Genomic DNA, 16,145 nt, shown 5'->3' with positions numbered 1-16,145 from the left:
CACCGAACCGGGAGGATAGCCGGGCCAGTTCGCCGGGTTGGTTGTCCAACTGCACGGCAATGACCGGCATGATGTCGAAAGTGTAGTCATTGCGGGACAGCAGATCGATGGCGGCGTTGGTCTTGCCGTCTTCGGCCAGCAAGCGGATCAGGGCGAATTGAGCCGAATCTTTGCGCATGGAGTTGTAGCTGGCGGCCGAGGCGATGCGCTTGAGGGATTTTCCCCTGGCCTTGAACAGCGCCAGCACATAGGCTGACGCATCCTGGATGGTCAACGCATCGATGTTGATGCCGGCTTCGCCCATGAGCGTGGCCAGCCTGCCCAATTCACCGGGCTCGTTTTTCAGGAACAGGGAGATTTCCGTTCTGACCATGATTGACCTCCTTCTTTTTTTTATGAAGGCGTTCGTTTATCCTTCAAGACGTTGTTGGAGATCACCACCCGCTGGATTTCCGACGTGCCTTCGTAGATGGTGAACACACGGGCGTCCCGGTAGAAACGCTCCACCGGATAGTCGGTGGTAAAACCGTATCCGCCATGCATCTGCAGGGCCTTGGCCGTGACCCGGTTGACCATTTCGGACGCGTACAGTTTGGCCATGGAAGCCTGGAGGGTGAAGCGCTCCTTGCGGTCCTTCATGGCGGCCGCGGACAGGGTGAGTTGCCGGGCCGCCTCGATCTCGGTGGCCATGTCGGCGATGATCCAGCGCAAGCCCTGGAATTTGGAGATCTTCTGACCGAACTGGTCCCGCTGCTTGGCATATTTTACGGCGGCATCGAAGGCTGCCTGGGCCACACCCAGGCTCTGGGCGGCAATGCCGATGCGTCCGCCGTCGAGCCCCTTCATGACGATTTTGAACCCCTCCCCAGTATTTCCCAGCATATCCGATGCCGGCACCCGGCACTCCTCGAAATGCAGGTCGGTGGTGTCCGAGGCGCGCAACCCCATCTTGTCTTCCATGTTGCCAACGATGAGGCCGGGATTGTCCTTGGTGACGATAAAAGCGCTGATGCCTTTATGGCGGGCAGCGGGATCGGTCTTGGCGGTGACGATAACCAGGCCGCAGTTTTTACCGGTGGTGATGAACCGTTTGGTGCCGTTGATGATGTAGTGGTCACCGTCTTTCACCGCCGTGGTCTGTTGGCTCACCGGGTCAGATCCGGCTTCGGGCTCGGTCAGGGCAAAGGCGCCGATATATTTACCCATGGCCAACGCCTTGAGATAATGCTGCTTCTGGTCTTCGCTGCCGTAATTCAGGATGCTTTCGCAGACAATGGAATTGTGCACCGACATGACCACCGCCGTAGAGGCGCAGGAGTAGGCGATTTCGGAAAGGGCCAGGACGTAGCCCACCGTGTCCGAATCCGACCCCTCGTAATCGAAGGGGACCATCATCCCCAGAAGCCCCAGTTCGGCCATCTGCTTCAGGTTCTTAGCGGGAAACGCCTTGGTCTTGTCGCGCTCCGCTGCGGTCTCAGCCACCACCTTGCGGGAGAACTCGCGAACCATGGACTGAATCATCAGTTGTTCATCGGTCAGCTTGAATGACATGGTGTAGTCCCTTTCCTGATGTATCGGGCGAGCGGCAGCAGCGACGGCATGATCTGCGGTTAAACCGACATGCGCCGGTCAACCGGCTTGGTCTGGAGCGCATGTCCACCACCCAATCGGAGCCGCTTCGTTTAAAGCGATCGTCAGGGGTTGTAAATCACGACAATCAGCTCGGCATCTATTTTTCCGGTATTTTTCAAATGGTGCTGAATACCGGAATTGAAATGCAGGGAGTCGCCGGGAACGAGGGCGTTCACGTGTTCTCCGACCACCACATCGATGGTGCCGTCGAGCACATACACGAACTCTTCCCCCTCGTGGTTGTAGCTGACGCCTTCGTGGGTTTTCATTGCATCGATCTTCACCCGAAAGGCCTTGAGATGTTTGTTCTCGGCCCCCGGCGTGAGGGTGGTGTAGGCATAGCTCGACGTCCTTTTGGTGTAGGCCTTGATGCGGTCCTGCATGCGGCCACCGTCTTCCTTGAGCAGATCCCCGGAGTCGATCTCAAGGGCTCGAGAAATCTGAAGCAGAGAACCCACCGGCGGCGTGATTTTCCCGGTTTCGACTTTCTTGAGGAAATCGATGGAAAACCCGGTGTCGTTGGCCAGGGTCTCGTAGGACATTTTTTTGTCGGTCCGCGCCTTTTTGATCTTCTTGCCCACAGGGGTAAGACGAGTGGTTTTTCTGGGGGGCATGGTACCTCCTTGTAAAGAACTTAGGGTTCGAGGATTCAAGGGGTCGACGGGTCAAGTGAAGGTAAACGACGATGAAAAATGGTTTATATGGCGACCCAGGTCCACGGTTCATGCTGTTATCTTTATAACCGCTTTTCCCTCGAATCCCTGAATCCTTGACCCCTTGAACCCTTCCCTTCTAATACTCGTAAAACCCTCTGCCGGTTTTTCGGCCCAGCCAGCCGGCTTCCACATATTTTCTCAGCAGCGGGCAGGGCCGGTACTTGGAATCCTTGAATCCGTTGTAAAGGGTCTCCATAATGGCCAAGCAGGTGTCCAGGCCGATCAGATCCGCCAGGGCCAGCGGTCCCATGGGATGGTTCATGCCCAGCCGCATGACCGTATCGATGTCCTCGCGGGTGCCGACCCCATGGTACAGGGCGAACACCGCCTCATTGATCATGGGCAGCAGGATGCGGTTGGCGATAAAGCCGGGAAAGTCGCTGGCCTGGGCCGGTGTCTTGCCGAATTTCACCGAGAGGTCCCAAGTGGTCTGGAAGGTATCGTCGGAGGTGGCCAGGCCGCGAATGACTTCCACGAGCTTCATCACCGGTACCGGGTTCATGAAGTGCATGCCGACGACCTTGTCCGGGCGGCCGGTCTGGGCTGCGATGCGGCCGATGGGAATGGAGGAGGTGTTGGTGGACAGGATCACACCGGGCCGGCAGATCTCCTCCAGGTCCTTGAAAATCTTAAACTTGAGGGTCTCGTTTTCCGTGGCTGCCTCTACCACGAAATCGGCGTCGGCCATGTCCTTGAGGTCGGCGGTGATCTTGATGCGGCCCATGATCGCATCCTTGTCTTCAGACGAAATTCTGCCCTTGTCCACGTTTTTGCCGAGGATCTTGGTAATATTGGCCAAACCCTTTTCAGCAAATTCAATCTTGATGTCGCTCATGATGACATTGAGGCCGGCGGTAGCTGCCACCTGGGCGATGCCGTTGCCCATCTGACCGGCGCCGATCACGCCAAAGGTGTTGATGTCCATTTTTTCTCCCCTCCCTATGTTGAGTTGTTTAGGCTGAAGGCTTTTAGACCGCTATAAATACGTCGGTTACAAAAATGACGGCGAAGGCAATTAATCACGGAATCTGCCAGCAGTGTCCTTCCAGAAATGGTAGCTTGCAGTTCAGATCAAGGCCGCAGGGTTTTGGAAACCGCAGGCGTAGCAGCGCTACGTCGAGGATAGCGCTGAAGCTTCACTACGTGCTCCTAAACTCGAGAACGCCGAACTGGGCTGCAAGATGCCTTTTATGGGTGGACACTATCTTTTGACGACCATCGCCACCGCCTCCCCACCTCCTAAGCAAAGTGAAGCCAGTCCGGTTTTTTTGTCCCGACGAATCATCTCGTGCAGCAGGGTCACCAGCACCCGGCAGCCGCTGGCGCCGATGGGGTGTCCCAAGGCCACACTGCCGCCGTTGACGTTGGTTTTTTCGGCGGAAAGCCCCAACTCCTTCATCGCGGAGACGGTGGATCCGGAAAAGGCCTCGTTGACCTCGAACAGGTCCACGTCATCGATGCCGATACCTTCCTTCTTCAGGCATTTGGGAATCGCCCATATGGGCGCCACCAGGACGTATTTCATGTCAAGGCCGTATGAGGCCTGGGCGCCGATGGTGGCCATGATCGTGCATCCCAATGCCTCGGCTTTTTCGCGGGACATGACCACTACGGCGGCTGCGCCATCGCTGATAATGGAAGCATTGCCGGCAGTGCCGACACCCTCCTTCTTAAATGCCGACTTCATCCTGGCCAGGTCCTCATAGGAGGTTTCACGGGCGCATTCATCCTTGGCGAAGAGTATGGGTTCGCCTTTGCGCCGGGGAATGGAGACGGGCACGATTTCGGCGTCGAAACGACCGCTGCTGATTGAATCGAGTGTCCGGCGGTAGGATTCGGCAGCGTAGCGGTCCTGGTCTTCCCGGCTGACGTGGTAGCGCTCGGAGCAGAGTTCGTTGGACATGCCCATGTGAAAATCGTTGACGATGTCCCACAGGCCGTCGTGAATCATGGAGTCCTGGAGCTGGCCCGCTCCCATGCGGTAGCCGAAGCGCGCCTTTTCCAGGTAGAAGGGCGCCATGCTCATGTTTTCCATGCCGCCGGCGACAACCACCTCGGCATCGCCCAATTGAATGGCCTGAGCGGCCAGCATGACGGTTTTGAGAGCCGATCCGCACACCTTGTTGATCGTGATGGCTTCTACTTCCCAGGGCATGCCGGCCTTGACCGCGGCCTGCTTGGCCGGGTTCTGGCCGTAGCCACAGGGAAGCACCTGGCCCATGAGCACTTCGTTGACTTCGGTCTTCTCGACACCGGCCCGTTTGACGGCCTCTTGGATGACGATGGCACCCAGGTCCGTGGCGCCGATTCCGGCCAGTGATCCGTTGAAACTGCCCAGCGGCGTTCGCACCGCGCTGACAATGACTGCTTCTTTCATATGAAATCTCCAAAAAAAATTAAGGGTTCAAGGGGTCGAGGGTTCAAGTGAAGGAATGATTCTCAATAGGCCTGCGCCTTGAATCCTTGACCCCTCGACTCCTTGGATCCTTTGTTTACATATTTCGTCGATACTGCCCCCCCACATCATACAGCGCACCGGTGATCTGCCCCAGGCTGCAGCACTTGACCGTTTCCATCAGCTCGGCAAAGATGTTATCACCGTAAAGGGCCACCTTCTGGAGCCGTGCCAGGGCCTCGGCGGTCTGGTCGGCGTTGCGGGTCTGGAAGTCTTTCAGTCGGTTGAGCTGGGATTCCTTTTCCTCGGTGGTGGCCCGGGCCAGATCGATGCAGGAGGCCCCTTCCAACAAATCGGCACCGTCGGCATGGGGATCTCTGAAAGTGTTGACGCCCACGATGGGGTATTCACCCGTGTGCTTTAGCATCTCGTAGTACATGGACTCATCCTGGATCTTGCTGCGCTGGTAGCCGGTTTCCATGGCTCCCAGCACGCCGCCGCGTTCGGTGATCTTGTCGTACTCCATGAGCACGGCTTCTTCCACCAGGTCGGTGAGGTCGTCGACGACGAAGCTGCCCTGGTAGGGGTTCTCATTTTTGGCCAGCCCCCACTCCCGATTGATGATCAGCTGGATGGCCAGGGCGCGGCGCACCGACTCTTCCGTGGGGGTGGTAATGGCCTCGTCGAAGGCATTGGTGTGCAGGCTCTGACAGTTGTCGTAAATGGCGCACAGCGCCTGCAGGGTGGTGCGTATATCATTCAACTGGATATCCTGGCTGTGTAGGCTGCGCCCGGATGTCTGGATGTGATATTTTAGCATCTGGCTGCGCACCGAGGCCCCATACTTCTCCCGCAGGGCCACGGCCCAGATACGGCGGGCAACCCTTCCGATGACCGTGTACTCGGGGTCCATGCCGTTGGAGAAGAAGAAAGAGAGGTTGGGTGCGAAGCTGTCCAGGGACATACCTCGGGACAGGTAGTACTCTAGGTAGGTGAAGCCATTGGCCAGGGTGAAAGCCAACTGGGAAATCGGGTTGGCCCCGGCCTCCGCGATGTGGTAGCCGGAGATGGAGACCGAGTAGAAGTTGCGCACGTCGTTATCGATAAAATACTGCTGGATATCCCCCATCATCTTCAGTGCGAAGTCGATGGAGAAAATGCAGGTGTTCTGGCCCTGGTCCTCCTTCAGGATGTCGGCCTGCACGGTGCCGCGCACATTCTCCAGCACCATGGCCTTGATCCGCTGGTATTCTTCGGTTGACGGCTGCCGTCCATTTTCCTCGGCATATTTGTCCACCTGCTGATCGATTGCCGTATTGAGGAACATGGCCAGCATGATGGGTGCCGGGCCGTTGATGGTCATGGAGACCGAGGTGTTGGGGGCGCACAGCTCGAACCCACCGTAAAGAACTTTCACATCATCCAGGGTGCAGACACTCACCCCGGAGTTGCCCACCTTGCCGTAGATGTCCGGACGGCGGTCCGGATCGCAGCCATACAGGGTCACCGAATCGAAGGCCGTGGAGAGGCGCTTGGCCTCGCTGTTGGACGACAGCAGCTTGAATCGTCGGTTGGTGCGCGCCGGGTCGCCCTCACCGGCAAACATGCGCGTGGGATCTTCACCCATCCGCTTCATGGGAAACACCCCGGCGGTGAAGGGAAAGTAACCGGGCAGGTTTTCGCGCCGCAGCCAGCTGAAGATTTCACCGGGATCCGTAAAGCGCGGCAGGGAGATCTTGGGGATCTTCTGGTGGGAAAGCGATTCGCTGTAAAGGGGCACACGGATCTCCCGGCCGCGGACCGTGTAAACCAGTTCATCACCGGAATAGGCCGCCTGGGTTGCCTCCCATTCCCCGACCAGCTTTTCCGTCTCGCCGTTCAGCGCCTCGCGGGCGTTGGCGATTTCACGTTTGAGACGATCCACCAGGACGGGCGTGTCACCATCGAGGCAGTCATCGGCAAGGGCCGCGGCCGTCTCCTCCAGATGCCACACCCGCCGCATGGCCTCGGCCTGGCTTTGAGTTTCGCGGTGGTAGCTTCTGACGGTTTCGGCAATTTCCGCCAGGTAACGGGTGCGCTCCGGCGGGATGATGATGGTCTTGGAGGTGGATTGCTTGGTGTCAGGCCGCGGCAGACTCGACTCGAAGGCCACGCCGGTCTTCTCCCGGATGCCGTCCAGCAGGGCGTGGTACAGGGCGGTGACGCCGTCGTCATTGAATTTGGAGGCAATGGTGCCGAACACCGGCATGTCGTCTGGCAGCCGGTCGAAGACATTGCGGTTGCGCTGCACCTGCTTGCGCACGTCTCGCACCGCGTCCTCACCGCCGCGCTTTTCGAACTTGTTGACCACGACGATGTCGGCAAAATCCAGCATGTCGATCTTCTCAAGCTGGGAGGCGGCGCCGAAATCGCTGGTCATGACGTACATGGACAGGTCTACCAGGTCGATGATGTGGGAATCACCCTGGCCAATGCCGGCGGTTTCGGCGATGACCAGATCGTATCCGGCCGCCTTGACCACATCCAGCACTTCTTCCAGGGCATCGGGAATTTCCGTGTGTGAACGCCGCGTGGCGATGGAACGCATGTAGATCCGCGGGTTGTTGATGGCATTCATGCGGATGCGGTCGCCCAGCAGGGCGCCGCCGGTCTTTCTGCGGGACGGGTCGGCACTGATTATGGCGATGCGGATCTCTTTCAGGTCATGAAGCATACGCAGGATCAGCTCGTCGGTGAGAGAGGACTTGCCTGCGCCGCCGGTGCCGGTGATGCCGATCACCGGCACTTTGCGGTCGCCGATCCTGGTTTTGAGTTCCTGGCGGAACTTGGCCAGATGGCCGTTTTCCTTGGCTTTGGCCTGCTCCAGGGCCGTGATCAGGTTGGCCGTGAGCAGCTTGTTGTCTTCGTCTATACCGGACAGGTCCAGGTCCCCGGCATCGGCACGGGAGTAGTCCATGAGCTGGACCATGTGGTTGATGATCCCCTGGAGTCCCATGCTGGTGCCGTCTTCCGGCGTGTAGATTTTGGCCACCCCGTAGGCTTCCAGCTCCTTGATCTCTTCGGGAACGATGACCCCGCCGCCGCCGCCGAACACCTTGATGTGGTCGGCGCCGCCTTCTTTGAGCAGATCCACCATGTATCGGAAAAACTCCAAGTGGCCGCCCTGGTAGCTTGAAATGGCGATGCCCTGGGCGTCCTCTTGGATGGCGGCGTCAACGATTTCCTTCACCGATCGGTTGTGGCCCAGATGGATCACCTCAACGCCGGTGCTCTGAAGAATGCGTCTGAAAATATTGATCGAGGCATCGTGGCCGTCGAAAAGGGATGTCGCCGTAACGACCCGGACGTTGTTTATAGGCTGGTATACCTGGATGTCATCCTTCATGGGTCCTCCTGTAAATATTTAGCGCTTGTCCATATTGGTCGGGCACCATCAGTGCTCATCCAGAAATGGTGGATTTTGGTTCAGGTCAAGGCCGCAGGGAATTTGAAACCGCAGGCATAGCTGCGCTACGTTGAGGATAGCGCTGAAGCTTCACTACGTGCTCGAATAAGCGAGAACGCTGACCTGAGCCAAAGGACGCTATTTCTGGATGGGTATTCATTTAAGCTTGCCGATCAACGCACTGGCGATGGTGTTCTTCTGGATCTCCTTGGTGCCCTCGTAGATTTCGGTGATCTTGGCATCGCGGTAAAACCGCTCCACTTCGTACTCGGTCATGTAACCGTATCCGCCAAGCAGCTGGATGGCCTCGTCGGCCACTTCCACGGCGGTACGGGCCGCGTACATCTTGGCCATGGAGGTGAGTTTCGGGTCGATGCGGCCCTGGTCGAAGTTCCAGGCGGCCTTATAAGTAATCAGGCGAGCCAGCTCGATCTTGGTGGCCATGTCGGCCAGTTTGTGCTGGGTGACCTGGAACTGGGCGATTTTCTTACCGAACTGCTCACGCTGCTTGACGTAGGCCAGGGCCCGGTCAAAGGCACCCTGGGCGATGCCCAGCGCCTGGGCAGCTACCTGGATGCGGCTCTCATCGAAAAAGTGCAGCACGTGGTAAAAGCCCTTGTTCTCCTCGCCGATGAGGTTGGTCAGGGGCACGCGTACGTCCTTTAATATCACTTCGGTGGTGGCCATCATGCGGATGCCCATCTTTTCACCCACGTCGGCGGTGGAGAGACCGGGCCGATCCGCTTCCACCAGGATCAGGCTTTGACCGCGGTAGCCGGGTTTGGCGTCGAGGTCGGTCTGGCACAGTACACTGTAAAATCCGGCCAGCCCCCCATTGGTGATGAAGGTCTTGCCGCCGTTGACCACCCAGTCGTTGCCGTCCTTGACAGCGGTGGTGTTCATGAAGGTGATGTCCGAACCGTGGTCCGGTTCGGTGAAGGCACCGGCGGAAAGCATCTCGCCTTCGGCCACGGCGGGCAGGTACTTTTCTTTTTGTTCATCTGTTCCGTAGTGCATAATCAGTTCCGAAGCAAACGGGGCCAGGGCGACGGCGCTGCCGATGGTGGAGTCGCCGCGGCACAGCTCTTCGATTACCAGGATGTCCTCCAGCGAACCGAGTCCCTGGCCTGAATATTTCTCCGGGAAATGAACCCCGAGCAGCCCCAAATCGCAGGCTTTTTTCCATATTTTTCGGGGAAATTCATGCTTTTTTTCCAACTCGTAGGCCAACTCCTTGTCAAACTCGCCCTTGACGAAATCCCTGACCGCTTTTTGGATGTCCTTCTGGGTTTTATTGAGCTCAAATTCCATTCCATCCCTCCTGCATTAATAAAAGGTAACTGTTCACGGTTGTCGGTTCACAGTTCACGGTTTTTCAATCAACTATGCAACGATTGAAATATTTAGGATATTGGTTTCAACTCTTGAATTAATTTTTTCACATCTAAAGAAGATGCCATAACTATCCTCTACCTTCTGTTTTTTAACCGTGAACCGATAACTGTAAACCGTAGATGATTACACTAAAAGCAAAGGTAATCGCCCATAGCGCTTATGATGCATTCTCCCGACACATGCCCAGGATGCTGCGGGTCTGGAAATTGATATACTCGTCGATACCGTAATGGTTGGCCAGGAACCAGCGCCGGAACGTCCACATGTGTCCCAGCACCGAGATGTTATGGGCCACCAGGTCCAACCGGCGCGGGGATATGCGCGGCAGGTCGCCAGACTGCATCAGTTTTGCCAGCACGCCGGTGAAGATGCCGGTGATGCGAATTTCGTTTTCCAGGACCACCCGCTGCCATTTGCCGGGAAGGGACTGGGTCTCCTGGTAGATCAGCAGTATATGGTCGTTCATACGATGGCAGACCATAAAATATTCGCGAATTACCTCGGCCATTGGGTCCTTGCCCTTTTCGGCCCGTTTCAGTGCTTCGGCAACCCCGCGTTCGATTTCCGCATGGATGGCATCGCAAACCAGGTAGAGCACGTCCTCCTTGGTCGCAATGTATTCGTAGAGCGAGCCGATGGAGATACCCGCCGCCTGGGCGATCTGGCGAGTGGTGGTCTTGTGGAACCCGTTTTCGATGAACAGATTCACCGCCGCATCCACGATCTGCCGCCGGCGTTGTGTCACCAATGCCTGGTTTTTGACCTGGGTCGGGATTCCGTTATTTTCGTGTTTTTTCTGAATCATATTCAACATCTTGAAAAAACAATACAATTTATGCTTATAATCAAGAATCCGAGCGAACGCTCAGTCACATTTTTTGTTTTTAGTTCAGACCGGTCGGTTCTGTCAACAAAAAATGTCTAATGGGTTGGCGCAAATTTCAGCATATTCTTCGGGAACGGATACCGTCGCGTTAGGTTGCCGGCGGCGGTTAAACTCGGCTCTCAGGTGCTGTTCGGCAGATTTTGCATGCATACTTTCTAACAGTCTGTGCAGATTTATTGACGGTTTCGGATTTTATTACCTGGCGGAACAAACCTAACCTTTCGTAATTATTAACTATTTATAAAACTTTCCCTATGGGCGCGGTTTGTGCTTTCTAATTGCTCAATGCGATTCATTGCACAAAGGCATGGCCTGGTGTCGGCCTGGATCCCAAGATTGCGCGGGTCTCAATGAACAGCGGCGTGGCGCGATCGTCAATCCCAATGGGAAAGGATACATTCTGCAGATGCGGAAAGTTTTCAACCCGTATAATATCGTAATTTTTTATCTGGTCTGGGTGTTGATCGGCTCAGGTCTTCCTGCAGGTCGCTCCGAGGCAAGCGCCAACCGCCCGCCGGAATCGCCATGCCCTTCCAATCTCGAAAAGAATCGAGGCGGTGAGGAAAATCACGAATCCTCCGCCGTTGTTATTGTCACCGAATCAATCGGGACTGCGTGGCCGCTCGCCTGCGGTTATCTGGTCACCAATAACCACGTAGTTTCGGATGCTGAATCCATCACGTTGATCGATCAGACCGGCAGGAGCTTTATTGCCTGGCCGGTCCTACTGGACGAATTGCATGACATCGCTTTTCTGGAAGTGGCCGATGCGCAGGATCTGCCACCGGCCCTCCCGCTAGCCGATTCCCGGTCGAAGCTGGATACACGCGTGTTTACCGTCGGATTTCCCACTGAACAAATGCCAACCCGGAAACCCAAGCGGTCCCAAGGCAAAATTTGCGGATTAAGCGGCACGGGCGAGGATGATGCCAGTTACCGCACCACTGTTTCTGTTCGACACGGCAACAGCGGCGGGCCCCTGATGAATTTGACCGGGGAAGTGGTCGGTGTCGTCAGATCAATGCTAGCCTACCAGGATACAGCGTCCGATCAAACGCATATTCTAAAAAACGCGAGCTGCGCGGTAAAGGCCGATACCGTAAAAGCGCTTCTGGAATTTCTGCCGGAGAAAAGCCGGACCATTCGAACCCTCGCCAAACCGAGCGGCAGCAAGGAGGTGCTTTACCATGCAGTAGAGCACTCGGTCTTGCAGGTTGTCGCCAGGCGCTACGAAAAAGCACTCGCCGAATGATTACGCTGTCTCACGTATTCGACCATTAGTCGGCATTCCTTCCGATATACACCGGGAAATGATTCCAGGGTTGCCTTTTCTCGCCTTTCCAACCCCTCTATGCAGGTGCCCGTCGGATAATCCGTCGACTTTCCCCACCGTGCCGTGTGCGCCATATGACCAATTACCTGCGGCAAATCCCACGGTCAGCCGAGAGGTTTGAGGCGGTTCCATTTCCTTTCAATAATATTTTACCTCGTTATTTCAAAAGCTTTAATCAATACTTCCCTTAAACCGTCAATGTTGGCAAACCTGTTGCTTAGGTACGGGGAAGGTCATTGAAAGTGCCTTACCCATCAACACCTAACGAAACCTTCTGGAGGTGGATATGAAACCAAATGCGTATAGAATTTTTACTGTCTTGCTTCTCGCTACATTTTCCTTCTGGGTCGGCTGTTCCCATAACACCCCGCCCGAACTGAGCAGTTTGCAAAAGGAATTGAGCGAAAAAGATAACGAGATCCGCCAGTTGGCCAGCGAAAACACAAATAATGAGAATCAGATCAGCCTGCTGGCCAAAGAAAACAGCGAAAAAGACCGTCAATTGAAGGAATTTGAAACGAAGCTTGACCAGCAGGTGAAAAATGCGGCCATGCAGGATCAATCTTCCCCCGATGCGTCCCTCTATCCTCCCCAGGCCAATCCGGGCGAGTGTTTTGCAAGGGTTTTAGTACCACCCACCTATGCGAGTACGTCCGAACGGGTGCTGACACGCAGTGCCTCTGAGCGGTTGGAGATCATCCCGGCCCGGTATGAATCGGTGGAGGAAAAGGTAATGGTCAAGGACGCTTCGGAACGCATCGAGGTGACTCCCGCCAAGTACGGATGGGTGGAGGAAAAGTTCCTTGTCAAAGCAGCTTCGAGCCGGTTGGAAGAGATTCCTGCCAAGTACGAGCGGGTGGAGGAAAAGGTGCTCGCAAAGGAAGCCCACGTCGTGTGGAAAAAAGGACGGGGACCGATTGAAAAGGTCGACAACACGACCGGAGAAATCATGTGCCTCATCGAGGTACCCGCATCCTACAGGACAGTGAAAAAAACGGTCATGGTCAAGGCCCCCGGAACCCGCGAGATTGAGATCCCAGCCGAATACAAGACCGTCAAGAAACGGGTGGTGCTCGAGCCGGCCCAGAAACGAACCATCAGCATTCCGGCCGAGTACGAGATGGTCAAGGTCCGCAAAATGACCGCGCCTCCACAGGAGCAAAGAACCCCGGTGGCGGAAGAATACCAGACCGTGAAAAAAACCGTGAAAACGGACGACGGTCGCATGGAGTGGCGTCGCATCATGTGTGAGACCAATGTGACAAACGATGTCGTCAGCCGTATTCAAACGAAACTTCAACAAGCCGGATATGAACCTGGACCGATCGACGGTATGCTGGGCCCGCAAACCGGTGCCGCCGTCAAGTCATATCAGCGAAAAAACCGACTGGCGGAAGGCGGCCTGACTTACGAAACCGTCAAGAAGCTGGGAGTATCGATGTAATCGATTGGCAGCTTCAACCCCCCCCGGATGGGGTTTTGATTTAAACCAGCACCCTGCCCCGCTGACCAAAGCGGGGTAGGGTATTCTTAATAAAACGGATAACCAAACGATCAAGGAGATGGATTTATGGGTATGATACAAGAATTCAAGACCTTTGCAATGCGAGGCAATGTTGTCGACATGGCTGTAGGTATCATCATAGGAGGAGCGTTCGGGAAGATCGTATCTTCATTTGTTGCCGATGTCATTATGCCCCCGATTGGGATTCTCATCGGTGGTGTTGATTTCTCAAACCTTGCGATCGTCCTTAAAGAAGCAGTGGGCGACGTCGCTGCGGTCACAATCAATTACGGTGCATTCATTCAAACTGTTCTTGATTTCATAATCATCGCCTTTGCGATTTTCATGGCAATCAAAGCAATGAATTCACTGAAGAAAGAAAAGGAAGAAACGCCAGAAGAACCTCCGGCACCTTCAAAAGAAGAAACCTTGCTAACGGAGATACGGGACGTTCTTCAACAGAAATAGTTGAATCCAGCAGCGCCGGCCAACCCGTGTTGGGGGCGCGGAGACCAGTTGCGGTATTCAGGCAATATCGTAGACCGCGCCCCTCACACCTCAAACCCTAATTGGAAACCAAAAGGAAATAATAACAATTGGTGAAAGGCCTTGACGATCTTTCCCGAGCAGATACTTTGTTTCAGGTGTATCCTTCTGGACGATACTTTTCATCATGAGCATGTCCCCCCCTTTGCCGGCGGCACAATTCACAGGGCCGGCCCACAGAATGACCTCATGCACCAAACGCATCCAGATAATTTTTCCGAGTGTTTCGCTGAGATAACGCACCCGCCGCACTTGACAAAATGTAACAGTTGATACATTTTTTAGGTAACAATTGATATGGAGGCCGGTGTGGTGTCCCAACAAAGTAAAAAATGGCTGCTGTTGATTCACCAGATCCCCCCCAAGCCAAACGCGCTCAGGGTTAAAATCTGGCGTCGGTTGCAGCAGGTGGGGGCCGTTGCCATCAAACAGTCGGTTTACGTCATGCCCTTTTCAGAGCAGTCACAGGAGGATTTGAGCTGGACGCTCAAGGAGATCGTTGCCGGCGGAGGTGACGGATCGATCGGCGACGTGCGCTTTGTTGAGGGGCTGACCGATGGACAGATCATTGCTCTGTTTCAGACGGCACGCAAGTCGGATTATCAAAAGATCATCCAGGATGCGAACCTTCTGCTCACGGACTGGTCAACCGGAGAGGTCGATCCCCAGGACCCGGCGGTGAAGGGACCGGGTCAAGTATCGAAGCTGCAGCGTCGTTTTAATGAGGTGGCGGCCATTGATTTTTTCCAAGCCCCGGAGCGGGGGACGGCTGAAATTTTAATCCAGGACCTGACTGCACGCCTGTCCGGGCAGGGATCCAATGGCGGTGCCGCCATGCACACGCTCGACGGACTGCGAGGGAAAACCTGGGTGACGCGTAAAAACCTTTTTGTGGACCGTATCGCCTGCGGTTGGCTGATCCGGCGTTTTGTGGACAAGTCAGCTGTTTTCAAATTCGTCGATGCAGAACCGTATACCCCCAAGCCGGACCACATCCGCTTCGATATGTTCGACGGCGAGTACACCCACGAGGGAGATCGATGCACGTTTGAGGTGATGATCCAGCGCTTTGGTCTCCAGGATCGGGGGCTTGTCCCTTTGGCCGAAGTGATTCACGACATCGACCTGAAGGACACCAGATACGATCGAGTCGAAACGGCCGGGCTTAACGCCCTGCTGACAGGCCTGGCCGCATCCCAACCGGATGATGACAAGCGCATGACACTGGGGTTGCCGATCATTGAAAACATGTACGCCTATTTCCAGAGGCAAAAGGGGAAATAGGCATCCTGGAACGGAGAATCCGCATATGAACAATCGTTAACAATCAAAGGAGATATTCCATTGAAATGGATAACCCGATCCCATGTCCATGTCGACCGTGTGGCCTGCCCCTGGCTGATCACCCGGTTTATCGATTCGGATGCCGAGTTTCTGTTCGCCCCCAAGAGCAAGGTGATGGAAATCGCCGAAAAGACCGGTGCGATTCCCTTCGACACGCCCGGGGCCCAATTGCATCATCGCGAGGCGCAGTGCACCTTCGATGCCATCATCAAGGATTACGAATTGACTGATCCGGCGCTGTTGCGCATGGCCAAAATCATCAACGCCGCCGACACCGATCGTCTGGATGCCGACCCATTGGCTGCCGGCTTCGAAGCCATTGCCGTGGGCTACAGCCTGCGCTACCCGGACGACCTGCAAAACATTGCGGGGCAGTTCGAGGTCTACGACGCGCTGTATGCCTGGTGCCGATTGGATGTGGCCAGGAACGACTCGTAAAGGAAACCCATCATGGCCATTGGTGAACGCATAACGGGCAGGGCAGCCGGAATCTCCGGTTTTCTCGCCCTGCAGCGCAGCACCGTCGGCGTGCTGGCCATGGTGGTATTGGTGGGCATGGGCGAGCGCATGGCCGAGCGCTTTCTGCCCATTTACATGCTTGCCCTGGGAGGTGGCGTGCTGGCCATCGGTCTCCTTCAGGCCATGGACAACCTGCTTTCGGCCCTCTACTCATTTCCCGGCGGCTACCTGTCCGACCGCCTGGGCACCAAGCGGTCGCTGCTGATTTTCAACCTGGTGGCCATGGCCGGGTTTGCTCTGGTGATGATGGTCCCGACCTGGCAGGCGGTGCTGGTCGGAGCAGTGCTTTTTATCTCATGGTCGGCCATATCACTGCCGGCCACCATGAGTCTGATGTACAAAGTCCTGCCCACCCATAAACGCACCATGGGGGTAACCATGCATTCGCTGGTGCGGCGTATCCCCATGGCGCTGGGCCCCCTGCTCGGCG

The 16,145-nt window shown here is 55.8% G+C and carries 14 protein-coding genes; 6 read left to right on the top strand and 8 right to left on the bottom strand.

Annotated elements, in window-relative coordinates; all coding sequences use genetic code 11:
* The 8 genes from QNK41_RS13080 to QNK41_RS13045 form a co-directional block, all read right to left on the bottom strand.
* Window positions 1-373 (bottom strand): amino acid-binding protein (locus QNK41_RS13080; protein WP_319257613.1); only part of this gene is annotated, 373 nt, incomplete at its 3' end.
* Between the two features lie 20 nt (window positions 374-393).
* The gene (locus QNK41_RS13075) at window positions 394-1,551 is read right to left on the bottom strand and encodes an acyl-CoA dehydrogenase family protein (protein ID WP_319257611.1); all 1,158 of its coding nucleotides are present in this window, start codon (window positions 1,549-1,551) and stop codon (window positions 394-396) included.
* A 143-nt stretch (window positions 1,552-1,694) separates the two neighbouring features.
* Window positions 1,695-2,246 carry a helix-turn-helix domain-containing protein gene (locus QNK41_RS13070; protein WP_319257609.1) on the bottom strand — a complete coding sequence of 184 codons (552 nt, stop codon included), beginning with the start codon at window positions 2,244-2,246 and terminating at the stop codon, window positions 1,695-1,697.
* A 178-nt stretch (window positions 2,247-2,424) separates the two neighbouring features.
* Window positions 2,425-3,273: a 3-hydroxybutyryl-CoA dehydrogenase gene (locus QNK41_RS13065; RefSeq protein ID WP_319257607.1), complete on the bottom strand. Its 849-nt coding sequence runs from the start codon at window positions 3,271-3,273 to the stop codon at window positions 2,425-2,427.
* A gap of 276 nt (window positions 3,274-3,549) precedes the next feature.
* Window positions 3,550-4,725, bottom strand: coding sequence for an acetyl-CoA C-acetyltransferase (locus QNK41_RS13060; RefSeq protein ID WP_319257605.1), 1,176 nt, complete (start codon window positions 4,723-4,725; stop codon window positions 3,550-3,552).
* A gap of 115 nt (window positions 4,726-4,840) precedes the next feature.
* A complete protein-coding gene (gene icmF / locus QNK41_RS13055) occupies window positions 4,841-8,128 on the bottom strand; it encodes a fused isobutyryl-CoA mutase/GTPase IcmF (protein WP_319257603.1) in 3,288 nt (1,095 codons plus the stop codon).
* A gap of 216 nt (window positions 8,129-8,344) precedes the next feature.
* Window positions 8,345-9,499, bottom strand: coding sequence for an acyl-CoA dehydrogenase family protein (locus QNK41_RS13050; protein ID WP_319257601.1), 1,155 nt, complete (start codon window positions 9,497-9,499; stop codon window positions 8,345-8,347).
* Between the two features lie 241 nt (window positions 9,500-9,740).
* Entirely contained in the window at window positions 9,741-10,388 is a 648-nt protein-coding gene (locus QNK41_RS13045; RefSeq protein ID WP_319257599.1) for a TetR/AcrR family transcriptional regulator, read from the bottom strand.
* 487 nt (window positions 10,389-10,875) lie between these two features.
* Between QNK41_RS13045 and QNK41_RS13040 the strand changes: the two genes are divergently transcribed.
* The 6 genes from QNK41_RS13040 to QNK41_RS13015 all read left to right on the top strand — a co-directional run.
* Entirely contained in the window at window positions 10,876-11,721 is an 846-nt protein-coding gene (locus QNK41_RS13040) for a serine protease (protein WP_319257597.1), read from the top strand.
* Between the two features lie 367 nt (window positions 11,722-12,088).
* Window positions 12,089-13,246, top strand: coding sequence for a peptidoglycan-binding domain-containing protein (locus tag QNK41_RS13035; RefSeq protein ID WP_319257595.1), 1,158 nt, complete (start codon window positions 12,089-12,091; stop codon window positions 13,244-13,246).
* Between the two features lie 126 nt (window positions 13,247-13,372).
* Window positions 13,373-13,774, top strand: coding sequence for a large-conductance mechanosensitive channel protein MscL (gene mscL, locus QNK41_RS13030; RefSeq protein WP_319257593.1), 402 nt, complete (start codon window positions 13,373-13,375; stop codon window positions 13,772-13,774).
* A 390-nt stretch (window positions 13,775-14,164) separates the two neighbouring features.
* Window positions 14,165-15,136: a chromate resistance protein ChrB domain-containing protein gene (locus tag QNK41_RS13025; protein WP_319257591.1), complete on the top strand. Its 972-nt coding sequence runs from the start codon at window positions 14,165-14,167 to the stop codon at window positions 15,134-15,136.
* 60 nt (window positions 15,137-15,196) lie between these two features.
* Window positions 15,197-15,634 (top strand): chromate resistance protein ChrB domain-containing protein, encoded by a 438-nt coding sequence (locus QNK41_RS13020; RefSeq protein WP_319257589.1) that lies wholly within the window; start codon window positions 15,197-15,199, stop codon window positions 15,632-15,634.
* Between the two features lie 12 nt (window positions 15,635-15,646).
* Window positions 15,647-16,145 (top strand): MFS transporter (locus QNK41_RS13015; protein WP_319257587.1); only part of this gene is annotated, 499 nt, incomplete at its 3' end.

It is taken from the genome of Desulfosarcina sp. (genome assembly GCF_033791525.1).
Classification (GTDB): Bacteria; Desulfobacterota; Desulfobacteria; order Desulfobacterales; family Desulfosarcinaceae; genus Desulfosarcina.
The sequence above is the reverse complement of the archived record's forward strand: the minus strand, read 5'-3'. Positions and strand labels throughout refer to the sequence as shown.